18 protein-coding genes are annotated in these 24065 nt (G+C 44.6%); 9 read left to right on the top strand and 9 right to left on the bottom strand.

Going from position 1 to position 24065, the window contains the following annotated elements:
• Positions 1-112: 112 nt before the first annotated feature.
• Entirely contained in the window at positions 113-364 is a 252-nt protein-coding gene (locus ACFQ21_RS08120) for a hypothetical protein (RefSeq protein WP_377577405.1), read from the top strand.
• 189 nt (positions 365-553) lie between these two features.
• Here ACFQ21_RS08120 and ACFQ21_RS08125 read toward each other — a convergent pair whose 3' ends face one another.
• From ACFQ21_RS08125 to ACFQ21_RS08155, 7 genes are all read right to left on the bottom strand, one after another.
• Positions 554-1417 carry a nucleoside phosphorylase gene (locus tag ACFQ21_RS08125; RefSeq protein ID WP_377577407.1) on the bottom strand — a complete coding sequence of 288 codons (864 nt, stop codon included), beginning with the start codon at positions 1415-1417 and terminating at the stop codon, positions 554-556.
• Between the two features lie 43 nt (positions 1418-1460).
• On the bottom strand, positions 1461-2099 hold the full coding sequence (locus ACFQ21_RS08130; protein ID WP_377577410.1) for a NeuD/PglB/VioB family sugar acetyltransferase: 639 nt from the start codon (positions 2097-2099) through the stop codon (positions 1461-1463).
• Between the two features lie 58 nt (positions 2100-2157).
• The gene (locus ACFQ21_RS08135) at positions 2158-3426 is read right to left on the bottom strand and encodes a hypothetical protein (RefSeq protein WP_377577413.1); all 1269 of its coding nucleotides are present in this window, start codon (positions 3424-3426) and stop codon (positions 2158-2160) included.
• The gene (locus tag ACFQ21_RS08140; RefSeq protein WP_377577416.1) at positions 3423-4712 is read right to left on the bottom strand and encodes a DUF2851 family protein; all 1290 of its coding nucleotides are present in this window, start codon (positions 4710-4712) and stop codon (positions 3423-3425) included. The genes ACFQ21_RS08135 and ACFQ21_RS08140 overlap by 4 nt, the downstream gene beginning before the upstream one ends.
• A gap of 309 nt (positions 4713-5021) precedes the next feature.
• Positions 5022-5837, bottom strand: a complete 816-nt coding sequence (gene pyrF / locus ACFQ21_RS08145; protein WP_377577419.1) for an orotidine-5'-phosphate decarboxylase — start codon at positions 5835-5837, stop codon at positions 5022-5024.
• A 117-nt stretch (positions 5838-5954) separates the two neighbouring features.
• Positions 5955-6596 carry a LolA family protein gene (locus ACFQ21_RS08150; RefSeq protein WP_377577422.1) on the bottom strand — a complete coding sequence of 214 codons (642 nt, stop codon included), beginning with the start codon at positions 6594-6596 and terminating at the stop codon, positions 5955-5957.
• A 29-nt stretch (positions 6597-6625) separates the two neighbouring features.
• Positions 6626-9097, bottom strand: a complete 2472-nt coding sequence (locus ACFQ21_RS08155; RefSeq protein ID WP_377577424.1) for an FtsK/SpoIIIE family DNA translocase — start codon at positions 9095-9097, stop codon at positions 6626-6628.
• 144 nt (positions 9098-9241) lie between these two features.
• Between ACFQ21_RS08155 and ACFQ21_RS08160 the strand changes: the two genes are divergently transcribed.
• The 6 genes from ACFQ21_RS08160 (at position 9242) to ACFQ21_RS08185 (ending at position 19862) form a co-directional block, all read left to right on the top strand.
• Positions 9242-12715 carry a two-component regulator propeller domain-containing protein gene (locus tag ACFQ21_RS08160; protein WP_377577427.1) on the top strand — a complete coding sequence of 1158 codons (3474 nt, stop codon included), beginning with the start codon at positions 9242-9244 and terminating at the stop codon, positions 12713-12715.
• Positions 12716-12759: 44 nt separating this feature from the next.
• A complete protein-coding gene (locus tag ACFQ21_RS08165; protein WP_377577429.1) occupies positions 12760-13395 on the top strand; it encodes a response regulator in 636 nt (211 codons plus the stop codon).
• 378 nt (positions 13396-13773) lie between these two features.
• A complete protein-coding gene (locus ACFQ21_RS08170; RefSeq protein ID WP_377577432.1) occupies positions 13774-14118 on the top strand; it encodes a lipocalin family protein in 345 nt (114 codons plus the stop codon).
• 75 nt (positions 14119-14193) lie between these two features.
• Complete coding sequence (locus ACFQ21_RS08175) at positions 14194-14823, top strand: porin family protein (protein ID WP_377577435.1); 630 nt, start codon at positions 14194-14196, stop codon at positions 14821-14823.
• Positions 14824-14874: 51 nt separating this feature from the next.
• A complete protein-coding gene (locus tag ACFQ21_RS08180) occupies positions 14875-17535 on the top strand; it encodes a T9SS type A sorting domain-containing protein (protein WP_377577438.1) in 2661 nt (886 codons plus the stop codon).
• Positions 17536-17729: 194 nt separating this feature from the next.
• Positions 17730-19862 (top strand): S9 family peptidase, encoded by a 2133-nt coding sequence (locus tag ACFQ21_RS08185; protein WP_377577441.1) that lies wholly within the window; start codon positions 17730-17732, stop codon positions 19860-19862.
• An 88-nt stretch (positions 19863-19950) separates the two neighbouring features.
• Here the strand turns inward: ACFQ21_RS08185 and ACFQ21_RS08190 are convergent, their stop codons facing one another.
• On the bottom strand, positions 19951-21675 hold the full coding sequence (locus ACFQ21_RS08190) for a tetratricopeptide repeat protein (RefSeq protein WP_377577444.1): 1725 nt from the start codon (positions 21673-21675) through the stop codon (positions 19951-19953).
• Between the two features lie 221 nt (positions 21676-21896).
• Between ACFQ21_RS08190 and ACFQ21_RS08195 the strand changes: the two genes are divergently transcribed.
• Positions 21897-22355 (top strand): lipocalin family protein, encoded by a 459-nt coding sequence (locus ACFQ21_RS08195; RefSeq protein WP_377577446.1) that lies wholly within the window; start codon positions 21897-21899, stop codon positions 22353-22355.
• Here the strand turns inward: ACFQ21_RS08195 and ACFQ21_RS08200 are convergent.
• Positions 22345-23397: a quinone-dependent dihydroorotate dehydrogenase gene (locus tag ACFQ21_RS08200; RefSeq protein WP_377577449.1), complete on the bottom strand. Its 1053-nt coding sequence runs from the start codon at positions 23395-23397 to the stop codon at positions 22345-22347. The two genes, ACFQ21_RS08195 and ACFQ21_RS08200, sit on opposite strands and share 11 nt — an antisense overlap.
• A gap of 110 nt (positions 23398-23507) precedes the next feature.
• Here ACFQ21_RS08200 and ACFQ21_RS08205 point away from each other — a divergent pair, with 110 nt between their 5' ends.
• On the top strand, positions 23508-24017 hold the full coding sequence (locus ACFQ21_RS08205; protein WP_377577452.1) for a hypothetical protein: 510 nt from the start codon (positions 23508-23510) through the stop codon (positions 24015-24017).
• Positions 24018-24065: the final 48 nt, after the last annotated feature.

Raw genomic sequence — 24065 nt, forward strand, 5'->3', positions numbered from 1 at the left:
CCACCTGCGGACAATTTCGCTCGTCTGCGGGCGCGACCGTGCCGACCAACGGTCTTTTTTTGAAAATTAACAGGAATTTAACTGGCATATCGATTGCCCTCCGCACATTATTATGGAAACACATAAAGTAAGAACCTGCTTTACAATTACCTTCACGGATGAACAATATACCCGTGCCAAGTACTATGTAGAAGATATGAAGCGCCACCCGGACCGCATCTTCTGGAGAGGAAAAGAAGGGAAAACAGACGATGAGCTGATCATTGAACAGATCGCACACCGGATTCTGTCGGGCTTCTACAACGATGATCCGTTGACAGCCGGCAGACAGATTATGCGCATGGACAGCACAGCCTTTATGTAATTCGAAGAAATCGTTATCGGTTATTTGTTAATCGTATAGGAAAGCAGCACTGGGTTAGAGGCCAATTCTTTTTACGATTAACAAATAAGTGATTAACGGAATCCGGAAAGTATAGCAGCCGGTGATTGTAGAGAATCTTATCACATGTATACTGCAATTGTGGCTGGTATATATTTACTCTTGTGAATTCTAAATCCGGTCAAGCACGCGCTTGATCAGCGCATCAATCACTTTATTAGGATCTTTCGAGAATTTATTCTTAATACGATTGGCGATAATCGCATTAACACTCAACACCTCGTGGCCCAGTAAACGGCCCATCGCGTAATAGCCAGCCGTTTCCATTTCAAAATTCGTTAGCCAGAAATCGCTGTTCTTGTTGTGATAGTAGTTGAGATCTTCTAGCAGCGTTTTATACTTTATCGGTGCTCGTAACGTACGACCTTGTGGCGCATAGAAGCCCGGCGTTGTTACCGTGTTACCAACGATCATACCCTCACCAAACTGCTCGCGCAACGCTTCCGATCCCTGGATAACATAAGGCTGCGATGGTAATTTTGTTTTCTGCAGAATATCAGTAGCGATCTCCTGTTCGAACGCATTCATCTCGAGATTATAGAATGTCATCAGGTTATCAAGACCTACAGCATAATCGGTTACAAGGTGAGAATCCAGCGGCACATCGTCTTGCAATGCCCCCGAAGTTCCGATGCGAATGATCTTGAGTTTTTTCCTCTTGCTTTTAACTTCTCTTGTTTTCAGATCGATGTTAACCAGGGCATCGAGTTCGGTTAAGAGTATCTCTATATTATCAGTACCCATTCCGGTACTGATCACGGTAATGCGTTTGTCTTTATAGGTGCCAACGTGCGTGATAAATTCACGCTTGTTCATTTCAAATTCTATATCATCAAAGTGCTCGCTTACGCGATATACCCTGCCGGGGTCGCCAACGGTAATAATAATGTCAGATAAATGTTTGGGTAATAAGTTAAGATGATAGACACTACCATCCTTATTCAGGATCAAATCAGTTTCTGAGATCTTTGGCATATTGCCGGTGACTTTCACCCGTTGTTAAAAATATTTATACCGATTAACTATTTACTTTCTGAGCCGGATTGCCAAACACAGTTTCTCCAGCTTTAACAGGAGCAATTACTACCGAGCCTGCTCCCACCCGTGCACCTTTACCTATGGTTATACCTGCTACGATGGTTACTCCTGAACCAACAAACGCTTCGTCTTCCAGTTCAACACCGGCACCAATAACACTGCCTGCACCAATCTGCACCAGGTCGCCCAGTTTACCTTCGGCACCAATGATGGCACCTGCCTGTAGCAGACAGTGATTGCCTACACTTGCTCCGGCCCCGATCTTTACCCCCTGGTCAATAAAGTTACCATGGCCCATATCCGAAGACGATGCAATGATCGCTGACGGATGTATACCGTTTACCGGCTGCACGTGGCGTACGTCCTGAAGCATCTTAACAAGACTCTTGCGTACCTTGTTATCATCTTCGGCTACAAAGGCCTCACATTTTTTACCGATGAGTTTCAGGAAACCATCGTCATCGGTGCTTCCCATCACGGTTATGTTATCAATTTCGGTGTTGTGAAGCTTCTTGTCATCATCGAGAAAACAATACACCACATTACCATTTGCTTCAAATACTTCTTTCGCTGCACGCCCCAGATGGTTCGCCCCGAAAATGATTACTGGATTCTCCATAGACACTTTATAAAGTGTAGCAAAAATAAATTTCAGGTATCTACCGAACAAACAATTATCAACTTTGCACGAAACGTTTCAGGCGATTTAACAACGGATTGTTGCAGGCCACCAGGACAAAGACGAATGACACGAACCCGGTTTTGTAACGCGATAGCGTTCCATAATTAGGTGTCGACAAGGCCAGAAATATACACAACAGTATACTATACACGGTCGCGGAAAAGAATAGCAGTCGCTGGCCGGAGTCAAAAAGTTCTTTCAGCCTGGCGAGTGAGGTTATCAGCAACACGATCAACATAAGATTCTCCATTGCTACCAGAAACTGAAACCCGGTGTGAGCTTCCCAGACAAAGGGGCGGAACAAACCCGAGAACAATGCTTTAGGTGCATACGAAAGTATACTTTCCGCTTCGGGCCTTAGTGACGGGTATACAATGAAATCTCCCGGAGAAGAGACGAGCGTAAATTGCCGATAGTTTTCTACAATTACATTCATAAAACGCTCCGGGTAAAAGTTAGGATGTACCTTGCTGGCCATCCACAACGGCAGGGTAAAAACAATTCCCCATACGGGTAACAATATATACCACTGCCTATATTTCAGCCGTGGCAGCACCAAATATTTCATAACCAACGCCGTGACCAGTATGGGTAACAACACAGCGAGGTAGTAATATTTCAGATTCCACAAAATCCACAACGTGAGCAGCACCAAAAAGCCATGATATATAGTCGTTCGCTCCCGAAGCCATAGCTTTAAAAATATAGTGATGAGAGAATATAGTGCCGCCATAGCAACACTTTCCTTAATAAGTCCTGATGACCAGAACACTGCCGATGGCAAAAACAGAAAGCCGGCAACAGCAGGCAACAACAGTGAAGCATTAATTCGGATAATTTGTTTTACCAGGTACCAGCTCGCTACAAAAGAAATAAACGACAGGTAAAGCGACATTATCCAATAATTACCTGAGGTAAGCAGGCACAGTACACTTGCTATTTTACTCATAAACATAGCACGCGGCCGCTGGAAGCCCAGCTCGTGCCATATAGCATACTTCTTGGAGCCTCCCCATAAAAATTCAACGTATAGGGAAAAATCCGAATGCGCCAGTTTGGCAAGTCGCACGCCATCATTATAATAGCCGTAGGTATCGCCTACTGTATAGTAATATCGGTATAACAATCCCAGCCCTATACCGCAGAGCAGCTTGAAGCCAAGTGCAGGCCAATATACTTTCTTCAGAAAAGCATCTTCACGTTTCCATAACAGATACGCGATGGAGAATAACACTATACCATTGGCAACAGCGATGATCGTCATTTACAGACCGGTTTAAGCAAAGATGCTCCGATGTTGCAATCTAAACATCTGTGCTTAGAACAAAAATTGGTATAGAGTTCAATTAACGCTTGCGAATCAAATGCAGAGACCGGCTTTATACCTACAGTTGCCCATCGCCTGGTAATGAAGTTCCACTCTGCCGGTACATGTTGTAATATAGTTACGGCCCGCTCCAGGTATGCGCCATCGTCTTTCAGCTTTCCGTATGCAGCCAGCATCGGCACTATTGTATTTACGATGATGTTATCGATGCTCATGTCGCCAAGTGTAGCAATTTCATCACGCGAAATTTTACCAGCCTGATAATGATTCTGCCAGTAATCTGATTGACGAACTGTAAAGAGTATTCTCAGGTCTTCGTACGTTTCAGTTTCCAGTATTTTACTTACTATATTTTTCTGCTTTTGTAAAAGACTCGCGAATTGCGCCAGACGAATGGTAGGAAAATTGGCAGGACGCAACCGAAGAAATTTCCATTGTGCCCGGTTTAGCTGACACTCATGCAATGAATATTTATGACTCAACAAAGCATGCTCCCTTCGCAGTATGCGGATATAGTCATCGGTAGTATCATTCTCTTCTAAAAATCCGGATTGTCCAAATACCAGTGCCTCCACCGATGCTGGTTTGTCCAGGTGCCTGAGTATAAATTTGTAGGGCAACGACTGTGCTAGCTGCAGAAACGGATCTGCATTTACTTTAAAGCCAAAGTTTCGCGCCAGTAATTGATAGCACGTTTCTTCCCAATTGTTCTGATTACGTTTTAAGAGATCGAATACATTTTTCGATTTGCGTTCGAGGCGTTCCGTCAAGGCACGATCAAGGGTTGAGAAAACGGTAAGCCGCGTAACGTTTCGGAATGATGGTGTACAGGGAATCTCTTCCGGATTGCCAGCCAGCTTTTTATAGCGCTGCAACAAGTCTGGCTCTACGCGTTGCTTGAGTTCGAGTGCCGGAAGAACAGAACCATCGGTTCGTGTTACGGCTTTATCATTGTTCCATACTACATGCAGCACAACATTGTCATAGGCGGCATCGTGATCGTGCCGGTGATGAATCCATCCTGATGCATCAATATGTATTTCGACACTACCGATCCACTCCATATCGCCAATGCGTACACGCACATCCAGAAAATCAGGACCAGCATGTGTGTTACGATAGCCCGGATGAAATATACTCACCGGTTCGCCATCGCTTGTTACCAAATCATGCTTATTAAAATATTGATACTGCCACAGGTAGTGAATAAAAGATTCAGACATCGGGTATATATAGTTTAGCTAACAGATGCCGAGTTACAATTTTGCACGCGTGCAGTCAATCACCCAATTGGAAAAAGTTGCCAGCTACAAGCTGCTATACTGACGGTCGGGAGGTGGCGAACGGCTTTAAGCACAATGATTTGAAGTAAATCAACCGCGATAGCTGCTGGATGCCAGACTGATACTTGTGAGGCATCGAATCACTCTAAAACAGCGATTTGAACAAAATTAACTTTTACTTTACTATACTATAGCAATGATTTTGTCTACAAGAAGAAAGACGTTTAACCTGACACAAACTACTAGCAGCTAGAGGCTGGCAGCTAGCAGTTGTTCTTCCATTTCTTGTTGTACTTTCTTCGCTTCTTCGCCCGCTCGTTTGTTAAAGTCAGTTTCAGATGACGCATAGATGATCGCGCGTGCTGAGTTTACTAAGAGGCCGCATTGTTTGTTCATGCCGTATTTGGATACCATTTCAAGGTCGCCTCCCTGTGCTCCTATACCGGGTACGAGAAAGAAATGATCTGGTGCCAATGCACGTATACTTTGCATCTTGTCGGCTTGGGTAGCGCCAACTACATACATGAGTTGATCGGGTGTAGACCACTCCTGTGATTTGCGTATCACTTCTTCGTATAGCTTTCGGCCATTGGATTCGAGTAATTGAAAATCACTTGCGCCTGGGTTTGATGTATGCGCCAGCAGAATTACCCACTTGTTTTTGAATTCAAGAAATGGCTTCACGGAATCTTCGCCCATGTAGGGGGCAACCGTGATGGAATCAAAGTTCATCTGTTCAAAAAACGCTCGCGCATAGAGCGATGATGTATTGCCTATATCTCCGCGTTTGGCATCGGCTATGGTAAAAATATCTTTCGGTATATATTCCAGGGTGCGTTGCAGACTCTCCCATCCTTTGGGGCCTAGTGCTTCGTAGAACGCTATATTTGGTTTGTAGGCAACGGTGTATTCATGGGTCGCATCAATGATCTGTTTGTTGAACTCGAAAATCGGATCAGCCGAGGACAGCAGGTGTTTGGGTATTTTCTGCAAGTCAGTGTCGAGCCCTACGCAGAGGTATGATTTCTTCTTTTTGATTTGTTCAAAGAGCTGTGATCGATTCATGGAGCTTTTGTTAAGCGTGGTCTTTTTAAAGCAGAGGCAAATGTAAAAAAGCCTGCATACAAAAGAAGCAACCCTTGCGAGGCTGCTTCTCTTTTAATTTCATTTTTGCTTTGATCATTATCGCAGATCAACTACTTCAACACCCGGGTATTTCTTCAGGTCGAACGCGAAGAAACTGTCTTCCACTTTAATGTTCGGGTTGAATTTGCTGATGGTATATTTATAACGGTTGCCACCTTTATCAAACATTACCCAGCTCTGAATGCTTTTATCTTTTTTGCTGATGAACATTTTGATCTTGAAGAACTGAGCATCTTTTTTCTCAGGTACCAGGTCTATCTCTTCGCACAATACGCCACCTTCTGTTTTATCCTGCAGGTATAGATACTTAAATCCTTTTTTATAGATGTCGTAGATCTTGGAAGGGTTAACATCTTCGGAGTTAGGATCGTAGTTGTCGATGTTTACTTCTTTCGCTTCCGGTAAATAGGTCCAAACGGTAGAGCCGTTGTTTATTACCTCCTGCTCCGGAAGAGCCAGGCGGAATTTGTCGCCTTTCACCGTGATCTTTCCTTTAAATTCCTCATTCACTTTTTCAACATCATTGGTCAGCACGTACGATATGTTGGCTTCAAATGCAGGTATTGCCTTGTACTTTTTACTCATGGCATCCAGAGACTGAAGGGCCTTAGGATCGTATTGCGCAGATGCTGTGATCACTAAAATCATCGCGCAGAGGGCTAAAATCGAGTTTTTCATTCCTTAATAACTTAAAAATGTCCGCAAAGTTAAAATTGATTGTGTCTTTCTTTCAATGCGGTCAATAATTGTTCCAAACTAAGCTCATCCTTTATTAAAACTTCACGCGCCTTGCTTCCTTCGAACGCCCCCACGATACCGGCAGCTTCGAGTTGATCGATCAGGCGTCCGGCACGGTTATACCCGAGCTTCAGCTTTCGCTGGATGAGTGATGTACTCCCTTGCTGGTGCATAACAATCAGACGGGCAGCATCTTCAAAGAGAGCATCGCGATCTGAAAGATCCACATCAGCAACGCCACCTTCATCATCGCCTTCATACTCCGGAAGCATATAGGCAGAATCATAACCACGTTGTGATCCGATAAATTCAACAACACGTTCAATTTCCGGTGTATCGACAAAAGGACACTGAATACGAATTACATCGGAGCCCGATGACAACAACATATCACCCTGACCCACCAGTTGATCTGCACCACCTGCATCCAGAATTGTGCGTGAGTCAACTTTCGAAGTAACGCGGAACGACAAACGTGCTGGGAAGTTCGCTTTGATCACACCCGTAATAACGTTTACCGAAGGACGCTGCGTAGCTACCACAAGGTGAATACCAATAGCACGGGCAAGCTGCGCGAGACGGGCAATCGGTGTTTCAACTTCTTTACCAGCTGTCATCATCAAGTCGGCCAACTCATCAATTACCAACACTATATACGGCAGGAAACGGTGACCTTCTTTCGGGTTGAGTTTGCGGGCTATGAACTTCGCGTTGTATTCTTTCAGGTTTCGCGCTCCGGCATCTTTCAGAATTTCGTAGCGGTTCTCCATTTCTATACAAAGCGAGTTTAGGGTATGCACGACTTTCTTTGTATCGGTAATGATTGCCTCTTCGCTGTTGGGAAGTTTGGCGAGATAATGTCGTTCAATTTTACTGAAGAGCGACATCTCCACTTTCTTCGGATCGACCAGCACAAACTTGAGCTGTGACGGGTGACGCTTATATAATAGAGAAGCAAGTATCACATTCAACCCTACAGATTTACCCTGACCAGTTGCTCCTGCCACCAGCAAGTGCGGCATCTTGGCAAGATCCATCACCAACACTTCGTTGGATATAGTCTTACCCATAGCCACCGGAAGTTCTTTATCAGTTTTAGAAAATGCCTGCGAAGCAAACACCGAGCGAATACTTACCATCTCGCGGTTTTTGTTCGGCACTTCTATACCAATAGTTCCTTTACCCGGTATAGGCGCGATGATACGAATACCCAAAGCAGCCAGGCTCAGCGCGATATCATCTTCCAGGTTTTTGATCCGTGATATTTTTATACCGGCATCCGGTACAATCTCATAGAGTGTAACGGTAGGACCGATCGTAGCTTTTATACTCTGGATACCAATCTTAAAGTTTACCAGCGTAGCAACGATCTTATCTTTATTCTGATTGAGCTCTTCCTGGCTTACACCGGCCTTGCCCATATCATACTCGTTAAGCAGATCGAGAGTCGGGAATTTAAAATTACTCAGGTCGAGAGTCGGGTCGTAAACACCTTGTTCGGCTACAAGCTTTTCAGCAAGTTCATCCGTATCCAACGTCTCCTCTACTGTAAACTCCGGTTCCTGTTTTTCTTCTTTTACTGGTTCCGTAATTTCTACTTCGAGCTTCACTTCTTTCACCGGCTTCACAGGTTCCACCGGACCTTTTACCAGTACAACAGGCTCTGCAATTTTCTCTTCCTTCTTCTGCTCAGGCCAGTTATCCTTTTCATCAGTATACTCTTTGAAAGAAGGCTCTCCCGCTACTGCAGCCGCCAAAGCGTCATCATCCAGAATAGCATCGTTGCCCATCGGCTTCGGATCTTTCGGAAGGAACAATGGTATAGCCGTTACATTGAAATAGAAGATAATGAAAACAAAAAGCGATAGTATAAGAATGAGGAACGTGCCCCAGCCAAACATACTTTCACTTAACTCAGCAAGCTGAAGTCCGAAGCCGCCACCTAAAAAGCTCCATTCACTTACCCCTTCGTTGATGAAGATCATATAGCCGAGCAACAGGCAAAGCCAAGCACCGGCAAAAATGGAGAACACTGAGTACGAGAAAATACGAAGCAGCTCTTTATTGAATACGATCTTGAAGCCAACAATAAACAGAAACGGTGGAATAAAGAACGCAGAGATACCAAACCAGCGGTTGATAAAGTAATCGGAGATAACAGCACCGTAGTAGCCGAGCCAGTTCCGGATCTCTTTGCCTGATTCAATTATGGATTCACTCTCCTGCGGATGTACAATATCAAAATCCGATTTCCACGTAAACAGGAAAGAGAATAACGCGAGGAATAAATACACACCGGCAATCATCAAAAAGAATCCCGATGCAAGTTTGAAGCGCGGATCTTTTAAAAATGAAAGATCAAATTTTGATTTAGAGGCCTTCCCCTTCTTCTCCTTCTCAGGCTTCTTAAATGTATTTGACTTATATGTGTTCTGTGCCATGCTCTGATTCCCGCAAAACTAAATAAAAACCCTGAAAGTGAGGTATGAATTACGTTGTTCAAAAAGCGAAATTGCCGTTCATTCAAACCTTACTTTGCCATGTATCGTATTTGATCGTTCTAAAAATTACTAACTTATCGAGTTGTGAGACCCTACGCGACTTTTATATTTCTTTTTCTCTTCGCTTCACTGGCGAAAGGTCAGTACTACCATTTTGAAACGATCACAGAGCAGAATGGATTGTCTGACAACCGCGTTACTTGTTTCTTAAAAGACCGGTCCGGGTTTATGTGGATCGGAACGGCTAACGGATTAAATCGTTACGATGGCTTTCAGTTCAGAATTTACCGGCCGGGCAACACACCTTTTAAAATTTCGCACGAGCACGTCAACGACATCGAACAAGATCGTAAAGGACGGCTGTGGGTCGCCACCTGGAATGGTCTCAACGTATTGAACACCGAAAAAGACAGCTTATATACTTTCACCGCGAGTGTTGACAGTCAGCAGCCGAAAAAAAACAGGTTAAGCAACGCGCTCGTCTGGGATATATATGCCGATGCATACGATCGTATCTGGATCGCTCCGGATGCTCGCGACCTCTGCTACTACGATCTTATATCCAATACATTCACACATTTTCCGTGGCGTAAGTTTGTGCATACAGCCTTACCGTGGCGACCAGCCAGTGCCTACACCGCTATACAGAAAATTACCCGTAAGTCGATGGATGAACTCTGGCTGGGCACAACAGCAGGGCTATTCAGTTTTAATACGCGAACGCACACCTTCCTGTACTACGGTGGCGACTATACTTCAGACTTCGTTTACATTCGTTCAGCCGAAAATAATCACAAGGTTTTCTTCGGGCAGGAAAGGTTATATGTTTTCAGAACAGACAGCAGCGAGCTGAAAGAAATTATACCGGGCAAATCTTCGTCATTGATCAAAGCACAATCAGAACCGCTCATTGTACCAACGCTAAAGGGTGTATGGACGGTGAATCCACAAACCGAAGAAGCATCTCCACTCATGGTGGATGACGTCAATCCGTTTAGTATACATCACGAGAAAGCCACCTGTGTATACCAGCACAATGGCATCATCTGGATCGGCACTTCGCGGGGTATACGCATTTACGATCAGCACACCAATCTCTTTCCATTTACCCCGGTATTTACCAATACAAGCGCTTTGCCAGCCGGAAATTGTTACCACGTACTCGATCACGCTGCAGACAATAAATATTATGTCAGCTCCTATACCCGCGATCGGCTCATGGTTATTAACAAACGGAATGGCACGATACAGGAGATCGCATCCATCGGAGGTAAACCACTTCTGAAATGTTCCTATACCTTTGAAGATTCCAACCACAGGCTCTGGGTATTAACAAGCCGGTATATATTTGTTTCAGATTCTACTCACCTACGTTTTTCTGTTTTTCCGCATCCGGCTAAAGAAGACGACTATCTCTTCAACGATATGATTGAAGATGCAGAAGGTAACTTCTGGTTTGCATCGCTGCACTATGGTATATTTCATTACAACCCGCAAACGCAGGAGTGGAAGCTCTTTACGGAACGCGAAGACGGACTCTTTGCATCACGACCTACATCACTGCTCTCCGATGCAGCACATCATAAAGTATGGATTGGCGACTATAGCTACGGTATATTTCAATATGACCTGCTATCTAAAAAATTTCATTATAGCGGAGTAGATCCTAACAATCCGAATCGCCTGCACTCGGCACTGGTAAACGATCTGGCACAAGACAAGGATGGAAACATATGGATTGCCACTACATCAGGCGGCATCAGTAAATTTTCGTACAAGGCACCACCCGGTAAAAACTTTACTACCTTTTCCATCGAGAACGGTCTTCCTGAAAGTACGATTCATGCGATCGAGGTAGACGAACATGGCCACCTGTGGCTCGCATCATTTAAAGGACTCACCTGTATAGATACACAAGGGAAAATTATACGTCACTATGACAAAGCGGCCGGACTTCCATTCACAAACCTGAGCAATGCCATTTCGCGGAATAGTAAAGGAGAACTTCTTACCGGTGCCGGCAATGGCTTTATCAAATTTCATCCGGATAGTCTGGCGCATCACACCGAAAAATTTCCGGTGGTTATTACGCACGCCTCGGTAAGCGACAGCGTTGTTACCAGCGATAAAGATCCTGTGTTCTCCTACAAGCAAAATGAATTACTGGTAGAGTTTGCGGCACTAACCTTTACGTTTCCTGCACAGGTAAAATATTTTTACAAGCTTGATGGCTTTGATGATGACTGGATCGATGCCGGCAACAAACACAATGCGCACTATATAAACCTGCGCGATGGACACTATACTTTTCAGGTTAAAGCTATAGATCCCACCGGACAGGAATCATCCAACATTGCTTCCATTGAATTTACCATTACGCCTCCGTTCTGGAAACAGTTTTGGTTTATTGGTATACTCATCGGTATAGCGGGGTATGCGCTATATTCCGGCATTGTCTCATTACAACGAACATTTATAGCACAAAAAATCCTAAATCAGTTTGCCACTTCACTCTACAACAAAAATACAGTGAAGGATGTATTCTGGACCATCGCCATTAATTGTGTTGAGTTGCTCAAGTTTGAAGATTGTGTAGTATACCTGGTTATACCCGAACATGATATATTAGTACAAAAAGCAGCGGCAGGCCCGAAGAGTCACGAGCCGTACCAGATCGTAAACCCGATCGAGATTCCCATCGGTAAAGGTATAGTAGGCACCGTTGCCAAAACCGGTAAATCTGAAATTATAGCAAACACCTCCAAAGACAGGCGCTATATTGTAGATGATAAGACACGACTATCTGAATTAACCGTACCTATTATTGTAGAAGGAAAAGTATTTGGTGTGATTGATTCAGAGAACAGTCGTAAACGATACTTTAACTCGTGGCACCTGCACATGATGAAAGAAATTGCCGCGATCTGCAGCGCCAAGATAAGCCGTTACTTTGTGGAGGAACAGATCCGCAGTAAAGTTGCCCGCGACCTGCATGATGATATGGGCTCTACACTGTCGAGTATCAAGATCATGAGCAACATCGCACTGGAGAAACGCGAAACAGAAGCATCGCAGACGTACCTGAAATCCATTCGCCAGAACGCTGCTCTCATGCAGGAAAGTATGAGTGACATCGTGTGGGCCATCAACCCGGAGAATGATTCGCTCGAAAAAGTAATTATCCGTATGAAAGAATTCACCGCGGAGATTCTGGAGCCGCAGGATATATATTATGAGTTTATTGAAGATGGTGACTTTAGCACAGCCCGCATGGACCTGCATGTACGCAAGGATTTTTACCTCATCTTTAAAGAAGCCATAAACAACGCTGCCAAGTATAGCCGTTGTAAAAGATTGGTGGTGCACCTTACACGTTTCGCCCGGGGTATACGCCTGCGCATCAGCGATGATGGTATTGGCTTCGATAGTACGCTGGTTTCCAACGGGAATGGTTTAAAAAATATGCGTTACCGGGCCGAGTCGATTCATGCTGTTTTGCAGATTGAATCCGTGCCCGCAGAAGGTACCAGTATCATCGTTCGTATTCCACTCACATAATCAGGGTATCCGTAGAAATAATCACTTCACTTATATTGCAGACTGTGTCAATCCGGCTACTCTTATATGAAGATAATCAGCAATTGCGCGAAAGTGTCAGCGCGCTGATATCGCTTTCAACTGATTTTGTACTTACCGGCAGTTTCGGTGAAGTATTGCATGTAGAAGAACAGGTAAAAAATCTGCAACCCGAAGTTATCCTGATGGATATTGATTTACCGGGTATGAACGGCATAGAAGCCGTGAAAAAAGTGCGGTCATTCAACTCATCTATCTATATACTGATGCTTACCGTGTTTGATGATAACAAGCACGTGCTGGATGCCATCTGTGCCGGGGCTTCCGGTTATTTGTTAAAAAAATATTTACCTGAAAAGTTAATAGAGTCGATACACGAAGTGATGAATGGTGGTGCACCGATGAGTCCCGGCATAGCGCGTTTGGTCGTAGCACAGTTGCAACAACTGCCCGCAGACCAAGCCAATAAATACCAACTCACCGCGCGCGAAAAAGAAATTCTCGCCAGCCTTTCCAAAGGCAACAGCTATAAACTCATCGCAGCACATTTCGGTATCAGTATCGATACTGTGCGCACACACATCAAACATATTTACGAGAAATTACAAGTGCGCAGTCAGACGGAAGCCGTGTCCAAAGCTATCAATGAAAAGCTTGTTTAACTTCCTAAACTGGCCGTAAATCAGTGTATATAAATATCTTTTCTATGTAACCTATTCGCTCACATTTTCGTGTGATGCACTCAATAGATCCCATACACTACCTTCGCCTCACTTAAGAAAGTTATGCGTACTGAAAGACCCTCTCTATTCTTGACTTATGCAAACTCATATACTACTATAGCTGCAGGCCAGTGTATCAGTTATGATTATAGAACCGATAGCCGTACCGTTACCATGATTCAGTCAGTTGTATATAGCATTGCATAGTTCAGGAATACTCTACTCAGTATGAAAAAAAATATTATAGTTGTTGCGTTGGCTTTAGCAACAGTTTGTTCGGCGTCCTGTTCGGAAAGTATTCCGGACTGCCCATCGAGGATGTGCATTGTGGCCGGTGGTTGGAAACTTACAGAGGTATATATTGATGGTGTGAAGGACAACACCAGCGATCTGAGTCAGTACAGGTTGACTCTGGCAGAACCCTCCCCAACCACCGACACCACATCCACTTTCAATCGGATACAGGTCAGCGGTAAAACAGATTCAGGCAACTGGTCTGTCAAAAACAACAACACCATTCTGCAGTTGTTGCCGGCCGATGCCCCCAAAGAACAATGGGTAATTGAAAGTCTTACACCCCGCAAAATGATTCTCATTATCAATCGCGACACGGGTATAAAAGACGGCCCCTCTACCATAGAGTTTATTCTGGAACCTTATTGATACTGGATATATAGTATACATACATTCTATGTATACCGCAGGCTTTAATCATTTTTGGTACGCTATATTCTGTCTATGAAAAAACTTATACTCTGTCTTTTTATTTCCATACCCATTGTTGCGCAGGCTCAGCTGTGGTCTATCGGCGCGAAAGCCGGCACCACATTCTCCAACTACAAAACAAAAACTCCGTGGAAGGAAGTATCCAACATGGGATTTACCTTTGGAGCCATTGCCTTTAAACAGGTAAACAGTAACATCGGTTTACAGTTAGAGCTGCAGTATACCCAGAAAGGATATTACCATAAAGTATGCGATGGTATAACCGACCAGCTTGAAGCCAACTACCTTGAAGTGCCCATCATGCTGGATTATGGTTTTATTATTCCGGCACTCGATAATTTTAAAGCTCACCTCACAGTCGGTATATATACAGCGTACTGGATCAGCGGCAAATACAAAATGGAAGGTTTTGATCAGGCCAGTGAAGATTTTGATTTTGAAAAAAGTGAAGCTTCACGATTTGATATAGGGCCCAACGCAGGCGGCCGCATCGAATATATACTCAGGAATGGAAGTGTGTCGCTTGATTTCCGTTATGAAATGGGATTACTCGATCTGCAAAAGAAACTAAACGATGACACACGCAATAATAACCGCGCGTGGATCATCGGCATCAGTTACCTGAAACCGATCGGAAATTAACTCAGCCTGTACAATTGTAAGTTATCCGTATATATAATACGCTCTATCCCTATGCAAACCCAATCTATATACCGGTTCATTGGTGTGCTGTTCATGCTGTTTCTAATACAGCAGGTATCGGCACAATCAAACACGCACAGACTTGATGCCTATGTCGTAAGAAACGGGCCCGATCGCATCGCGCACAGCAATGGATATACCATGCTGATGGGATCAGGCATGTATGAAACCGGTAAATTTTCAGGAAATGCTGTCGCTATAGATGCCGCTACCGGTATATACGATGCAGACTTCCCGAGGATAAGCGGAAATATAGCAACTGTTATTTCTGATGGACAGGGTGGTTGGTATATAGGCGGATCGTTAACGGCTATTGATAATGAGCCGATCGGGAATCTTATCCACATCAAAGCCGACAAGACACTTGATACCAACTTCAACCCCGATCCCAACACGTATGTGCGTACATTGGTACTGGAGGGCACCACGCTATACATCGGCGGTAACTTTGCCGAGATAATGGGACAGACCAGAAATTACCTCGCTGCCATTGATGTCTCTACCAATACACTCCTTCCCTGGAATCCGAACCCAAACAGTTTTGTACATGCTATACAAGTAGTAGGCACAACGGTATATGCAGGCGGTGAATTCTCTTCCATTGGCGGACAACCACGAAATTACCTTGCAGCTCTTAACTCCACCACCGGGGCCGCTACCACCTGGGTTCCTCCAACCATTGATAACGATATATATGCCCTCGCTGTAAACACAGCAACAAACACTATGTATATCGGTGGAATTTTTGATGCAGTAGGTGGACAGCCCCGCACAGGCTTAGCCGCCATCAACATTGGAACAACCACCGGCACTGTGATTGTCGGTTGGGTAGCTAACACTAACGGCACCGGCTATATATATAAAGTTTCGTTGTCGGGCAGCAGCCTGTTCGTTGCGGGCTTCTTCACAACGATCAATGGTACAGTCCGCAACTCAGTAGCGGCTGTCAGCACAACCAATGGAAATGTTACCAGCTGGGATGCAAAACTGGGAGCCTACTCTACAGTCTATGCACTTGCTCTATCCGGGTCAACACTATATATAGCAGGCTACATAAATCAAATTAATTCCACCGATCAGCCGGGTATAGCAGCTGTAGCGATCAGCAATGGAGCACTGCAGAGCTGGAATCCCAATCTTAATTCTGATGTACAGGCTGTAGCTACTAACGGCAGTATTGTTTTTGCAGGCGGATATTTTACCATCGTTAATTCGCAGGTACCGGGCAGTGCCATTATCTTTAATGAAGCCACGAGTGAACGATGGCCCTATCCTATCGTAGTGAACGATGGTGGTGAAATATATACCATGACAATACAAGGTAACACGGTATATATAGGGGGTGCATTCTCCACCGTAAACGGATCGAATCGTAAAAATCTGGCGGCCTTTAATCTTTCTACCGGAGCCCTTCTGTCTTGGGCACCGGTAGTTAACGGAACCACCGCCACATTTGATAATACCATTGTGCGCAGCATGAAGATCAAAGACAACTTACTATACATCGGTGGTTTGTTTCTGAATGTAAACGGATCAATCCGCCCGAACCTGGCTGCCGTTGATGCTACATCGGGAGCGCTCAATGCCTGGAACCCGATAGCAGGCGATGGAAAAACCACCAGCCAGTATGTTAACACGCTCGATATATCCGGTAACACAGTATATATAGGGGGTGCATTCAACCAGATCAATGGTACAGCGCGAACGCACCTCGCTGCTGTCGATGCAACCACAGGAGCCCTTGCCGCGTGGGCACCGGAAGTAAACGGATCATACATCACCAAACTGATCGTGAAGAGTAATACTGTATATGTATTGGGAGACTTTCCCAAATCAATTGGTGGCGCATACAGACCGTATGGTATTGCCGCCCTGGATGCAACTTCGGGACTGGCCACTGCATGGAATCCAACCTTTCTCAATGGACTTGTAAATGACATTGCAGCCAACAACCGCGACCTGTACGTAGCCGGGTATTTTAGTGAAGCGGCAGGAGTCGGGAGAAATGGTATAGCATCTTTCAATCTTACAACGACTACAATCAACGACTGGAACCCGGACATTGTCGAAGATGAAGGAGGTTTCTATGTATATACCATTGCTGCTTCCGATATACGCTTGTCTGTCGGTGGCGGATTCTACTATGTAGGAAATGAACCCCGCGGGAATTATGCCGAGTATGAATTATGCAACGCTGTAGCTGCCGTTACCCTAAGCGGCTCTACCTTATCGGCACAAGCCGGTGGAAGTTACCAGTGGTATCTGAACAACGAAGCTATCACCGGGGCAACCAGCCAGACATTGGACATTAGTCTTCTGGAGAACGGTATATATTCGGTAGATGTAACCGCCAACGGATGTACCGGACGCTCGGCCGATTTTGTATACCTCATCACAGGAAATGAGACAGCGACCAATAACAATATTATACTATATCCGAATCCGACATCATCCGAAATTATCATCAGCTTTTCGGAAGCTCAACCTTCATCCATCACCCTGTTGAATGTCATGGGGAGGACGATTCAGAATATACAAGGCATCGAGCGTGAAAACCGGATTGGAATGAACGGCCTGCCGGAAGGTACATACCTCATAAAGATTCGCTATAACAATACAGAAGTAATTCGCAAGGTGGTAAAGATCAACTAGGTTACTTGATTTAGTTTACTGCAGGCACTGCGTTGTTAGAGCCGCTTTTTTACGAGCCGAGTATACAAACAGCATTCATTATTTACGAGCCAATGGTTCGTAGCAACCGCTCATAAAAGATTATTGGCCACGCCATTTAGTATAGCGTCAATCTGCGGATATTGCGAGTCTGAATCAACTCACCCTATCACCCTATGAAAACACTACACTGGTTTGCACTCGCAGGCATAGTCATTATGGCTGCGTGCAATCCTAAAAAAGAAACGACCCAATACCCGGATGTTAAACCACCGGTAGCAGAAAAAAAGCCTTATGAAATTGTATCACGCCATGGGCACAAGCGCGTGGATGATTATTACTGGCTCAAGAATCGCGAGGACTCCGCTGTTATTACATACCTGAAAGCTGAGAACGCTTATGTAGACACGATGCTCCGTGATACCAAATCCCTGCAAGAAAAACTGTTCCGTGAAATGAAGGGGCGCATCAAAGAGAAAGATGAATCGGTTCCCTACAGGCTTGATGATTATTATTACTATACCCGCTACGAAGAAGGTTATGAATACCCGGTGATCTGTCGGAAGAAAGGATCGCTGGAAGCAGCCGAAGAAGTAATCGTAAATGGCAACGACCTGAGTAAAGGTCACGACTTTTTTGATATTGATGCCGAGGTAAGTCCCAATCACATGCTGGCCGGCATCATAACCGATACAGTAGGGCGCAGGTTTTATACCATCCGTATAAAAGATCTGAAAACAGGCAACCTGTATCCTGACAAGATTGGTGGCACCGAAGGTGAGATGGTATGGTATAATGACAACAAGACGTTTATATATGTACAGGGCGATCCGGAAACACTTATCGGCAATAAAGTATACCGCCATACACTGGGCACACCGGCATCGCAGGACGAGCTGATCTATACCGAAAAGGACTCCACGCTGGAATGCTCCATTCACAAATCAAAATCAGAAAAGTATATATTCATTACCAGTAACCGAACCGATGCACAGGCAGAACGTTACCTGGATGCTGATCATCCGAAAGGTAAGGCAACCATCATCGAACCTTTACAAGCCAATGTGAAATATAGCGTTGATCACGCCAACAATAAATTCTACATACTTACCAATCTGAACGCACCCAACTTCCGTCTGGTGGAGGCCCCGGTGACAAAACCCGGAAAAGAAAACTGGACTGATGTGATCGCTCACAACGACAAGGTATTCCTGGAAGAGGTTGATCTGTTTAAGGATTTCTTCGCCTTACAGGAAACAACGGAGGGGCTAAGCAAAATACACATCGTGCGCTGGAGCGATAAAGCTGATCACACCGTAAACTTTGATGAGCCGGTATATTATGCCAGTCTGTCGGCCAATCCTGAGTTTACCACTGCTATTGTCCGTTACAATTATCAATCGCTTACTACGCCAAACTCGATTTACGACTACAATGTCGATACGCACGACAAAAAATTGCTAAAGGAACAGGAAGTACTCGGTGGTTTTGACAAGAGTAATTACCAGTCAGAACGTGTCATGGTTAAAGCACGCGATGGCGTTATGATACCGGTATCGATCGTGTATCGCAAAGATCTCTTCAAAAAAGATGGAAGTAATCCCGGATTACAATATGCATACGGATCGTACGGTTTTTCGATGCCGGCATTTTTCAGTTCTACACGCCTAAGTCTACTCGATCGCGGATTTGTATTTACCATAGCCCATATTCGCGGAGGACAAGAGATGGGAGGCAAATGGTATGAAGACGGCAAGATGCTGAAGAAGAAAAATACGTTTACCGACTTCATCGATTGCTCGGAATACCTGGTGCAGAGTAAATATATAGCGAAAGATAAACTGTTTGCCAATGGCGGCAGTGCTGGAGGTTTGCTGATGGGTGCTATCACGAACATGCGCCCTGACCTCTATAAAGGTGTTATTGCCGAAGTTCCGTTTGTTGACGTTATCACTACGATGATGGACGAAAGTATACCGTTAACAACATTTGAATGGAAAGAGTGGGGCAACCCGAACGTAAAAGAAGAGTATGAGTATATGCTGTCCTATTCGCCATACGATAATGTGGAGAAGAAAGACTATCCGAATTTACTGGTAACAACCGGCTTGCACGACAGCCAGGTACAATACTGGGAACCGGCCAAGTGGGTAGCCAAACTACGCACGATGAAAACAGACAAAAATCTCCTCCTCTTCAAAACCAACATGAGCGCAGGCCATGGAGGATCATCCGGAAGATTTCAGGCCCTGAAAGATGAAGCCCTTGCAGATGCCTTTATGCTGAAGCTGGTGGGTATAAAAGAATAACATACTATAAATAGCGAAGGCTCAAAGGACAGGGTATATTTACGCTGTGTACTTTGAGCCTTCTTTGTATACTTTGTGTCCCTGGATTTTAATACCTCGAGGCAGTCACCACTACATCAGAATTCTTCCAGCTCTTGGAAAATCGTTTTGCTATAGTAGTAGCATCTGTCTTTTTTCCCTGTTTCTGCTGGCTCAGTTGCAGCCCCAGCAGCGACCATCCATTTTCACGATTTACTTTCAAGTCTTCCATATATACCTGTTCAGCCTCTGCAAATTTACCGGCATCGTATAACGCAGCGCCAAGAAAATGGCGCGAAGGAATTTTCCAGTCCGGGGGCTCCATGTAGCGTAGATTTGTTTCCGCCTTAACGGCATCCTGTAAAGCAGCCAGTCCTTCGTTCAGCTTATTCTGCTTCAGCAGCAATTCACCTTTTAAAATATGAAGCGGCACCTGCACAATGTCAGAAGCCGGGTTAAAAGAAAAGTAAACAGATTTAAGAGCCTCGTGTTTTGAAAGCGAATCCAGTTTAACCAATTCTATAGACGCCTGATCTATATTCTTTGCCCTCACAAATGCTATACCACGCGCAAAACGCCAGATCGCATTCATATATACCATGTCTCTATGCGGAGCAGCCAACGACAGTATATCATTCCATTTACCAAAGCGAACAAAGGCAAGCATCGGCTCAACGCTATAGTATTGTGCAATAACAGGATTACTTTCAGTAATCATACTTCCCTTGTAGGCCAGCTTCATCGCATTTTGTATACCCATCGCACTTCTGCCCTCCATATAGGAACTGAAACTGATGAAGTCTATATTATGCGGATAATACCCCATGCGATACATACCCTGGTTGGCAGAAGCTGACAAATAATCTTCATCAACCTGAACAGCCTTTACATTCCATTCAATGGAACGAGCATATTGCCCCGTACGAATATAGATGTGTGTTGGCATGTGCAGCAGATGTCCTGCCCCCGGCATGGCTGTCTCCAGAAACTTGGCACTCGGTAACGCCAACTCCGGAGAAGGTGATGCCTCCACAAGATGTATATATAGGTGATGCGCCCCGGGATGTTCCGGATGTTTTTTCAGCGCAAGCTCCAGAACATTTTTCGCGGTAGCCGTTTCCGGTTTTGGTGATCCATCTTTATTCCAGTAGTCCCATGGCATGGTATTCATAATCGCATCGGCACACAATGTTTGTACTTCTGCATCGTCAGGGTATATACGTGTAAGCTTGAGCATCGCCTCCGCATACGACCGGTTTAGCGAATCGCGATTGTCATACGCTTTACCATTATACCGCGCAGCCATGGCAGCAATCAGATCTTTTTCCACCTGCGATATAACACCCATGCGCGCTTTTGCTTTCTGTACTGATTCGTATGCAATACGTTCGCGGTCTTTCGGGTTTACATCATTCAGGTTAGGACCGTACGCCAATGCCAAGCCCCAATAGCCCATTGCAAATTCAGGATCGATTCGTATCGCTTCGCGAAAAGCTTGTATAGCCTCCCAATGGTTAAAGGCATAGACAAGTCGCAAGCCCTGTTCAAAAAATTCCTGGGCCTTGATAGAAGTGGTTGTTACCGGGTAATGCAGATTACCCAGCCCCGGTAAAATACGAGCCGTATAGGTTGTATCCAGAAAGTATGGCTGAAAGGAACCACACATGGTAATGCGCGTTTCCACAGGCTTGGTATAAACAATCTTGTCCGGACCATCAGATCTTTTCCACGACCAGAGGATAATCGTGGATAAAAGCAGTAACAGAACTGCCTTAAGAGGTATATTCTTTTTCATAAGGAGAGAGTATTTTTCAGCGTATGTTTTTTCAGCGCCTCACCCCGTGGTACGATTGGAAGTTACGAAATGTTTGCCGAAGAACCGTTCTGGTTACAGACCTATATAGAAAGTTTTATGGGTCGCCAGTCGGTTATTTGATGCGGTATATTTACCAGGCACAATAATTTAGTTTTAGTAACTTCCGCAAAGAATATCGAAGGAATAAAAACAAAGAAGTTATGAAAAGCAGAATTAACGCATGGCTGCTGCTGGGCCTGCTGGTAATAGGTTTCAGTGCTTGCGATGACGATGAAGAAGAGGTAAGCCGCACGGTAGAAGGACGCTGGCAAGGCACACGCATGGAGTTCACGCTGGAAGCCTTTGGTATTCCTGTACGCAATGAAGATGACGACTCGTTTAACGCCATCCTGGAGTTTAAAGCGAATGGCTTCGTAACCATTGAAGACGAAGGGCAATCGGCTACCGGCACCTGGGTACAAAACGGCAATACGCTAACACTTAGCGTAAACTATACCATTGAGAACATCAGTCTGTCCGGAGACTATACCATTAAGGAACTTACCGATACAAAACTTACTATCTATGCTGAACGTGACGAGACCTACGAAGATCCCGACACCGGCCTGGAAGTTGACGGAACACTAAAAGCCACGCTATACTTTACGGCTATACCTTAGCTTTTGCCTGGATATAATTTAGTATATCCTTGTTGATTCGCTTTACAACCGAAGGACCTTCATATATAAAGCCGGTATATATCTGCACAAGGTCTGCACCGGCTTTTAGTTTTTCAACAGCGTCTGCCGGAGTCATTATACCGCCTACACCTATAATTGGGAAATCTTTACCCAGCATGTTGCGCAGGTAGGCGATAACCTGTGTTGAGCGCAGCGTTAATGGCTTTCCACTCAAGCCTCCGTTTCCTATAGCCGTAACTTCGGCAGTGGGTGTAATCAGGTCACTTCGGTCTATAGTTGTGTTGGTAGCAATCACACCATCGGTTTTTGTTTGCTTGAGTATATAGACTATATCATCCAGTTGTGAAGGTGAAAGATCAGGTGCTATCTTTAGTAATACAGGTTTATACTTTTCTTTCTGCTTGCTGAGCGTTATAACATGGCTTAACAATTTCTGCAACGGCTCTTTTTCCTGCAGTTCGCGCAAACCCGGAGTATTCGGAGAACTTACGTTGATAACAAAATAATCTACATACGGATATAGCGCCTCAAAGCAATACGCATAATCGTCCATTGCATTTTCGTTAGGGGTAACTTTGTTCTTGCCTATATTACCCCCTACCAGCACAGGCGATTTCCGTTTTCTTAACCTTTCTACAGCGGCCGCTACACCTTCATTATTAAATCCCATGCGGTTGATAAGTGCCTGGTCTTGCGGAAGCCGGAACAACCGGGGTTTATCGTTGCCAGGTTGAGGTTTCGGCGTTAATGTACCGATCTCGATAAAGCCATAACCGAGGCACGCCATCTCGTCAACAATGCGTGCGTCCTTATCCAGGCCTGCGGCAAGGCCCACAGGATTTTTAAATTTCAGTCCAAAAATTACACGCTCCAATTGCGGATGTTCAAAATGGAATAAAAAACGAAGAATAGCCTTACCCCCTGGTATCCTTCCGCTTATGCGGAGAACAGCAATCACAAAATGGTGGATCTTTTCCGGGTCGATCAGAAAAAAGAGCGGGCGAATGAGAAATTTGTACATGAAGGCAAAGATATACACTTAGGCAAGGATAATAACTACTGGCGGATTTCTCCTATTGATATTCCTAAAAAATGGTATGTTCGCGCCCTAAATAAAATTTAGTTTATCCTATGAAAAAACTTTTAGTTATTGCGTCACTTACATGCTTGACACTTATGTTAGCAGGGAATGTGCAGGCACAGCAAGCAGTAAAGAACCGTTTAGGTTTCTTTCTGGCAGCAGCATCAGGCGACATTGATGAAGTTGGAATTGGTGGTATCGGTGAATTCAAAGTAGCGAACAAAGTAACTATCTCTCCTCAGTTCGTAGTATACTTTCCGGAGGATCGCGGTAACGCTGATGTAAGCTTCTTCGAAGTAAACGTTAACGCAAACTACTACTTCTACAACAAAGACATCTTCGAATTCTATGGCTTTGGAGGTTTGAACTTTACACGCTGGAACATCGATTACGATTACAATCGTGATAATGACAGCGATGTTGAAGTAGGTTTGAACCTGGGTGGCGGTATCAACTTCGAGCTTGGCAAGAGCGTTGTGCCATTCTCTGAGATTCGCGCTACGATCGGTGACTTCGATCAAATCGTAATCAGCGGCGGTTTAAAATTCAACTTACGCTAAGAAAAACTTTTACTTCATAATAAAAATGCCTGACTATATAGCCAGGCA

This window comes from Ohtaekwangia kribbensis (assembly GCF_042676245.1).
GTDB classification, from domain to species: domain Bacteria; phylum Bacteroidota; class Bacteroidia; order Cytophagales; family Cyclobacteriaceae; genus Ohtaekwangia; species Ohtaekwangia kribbensis.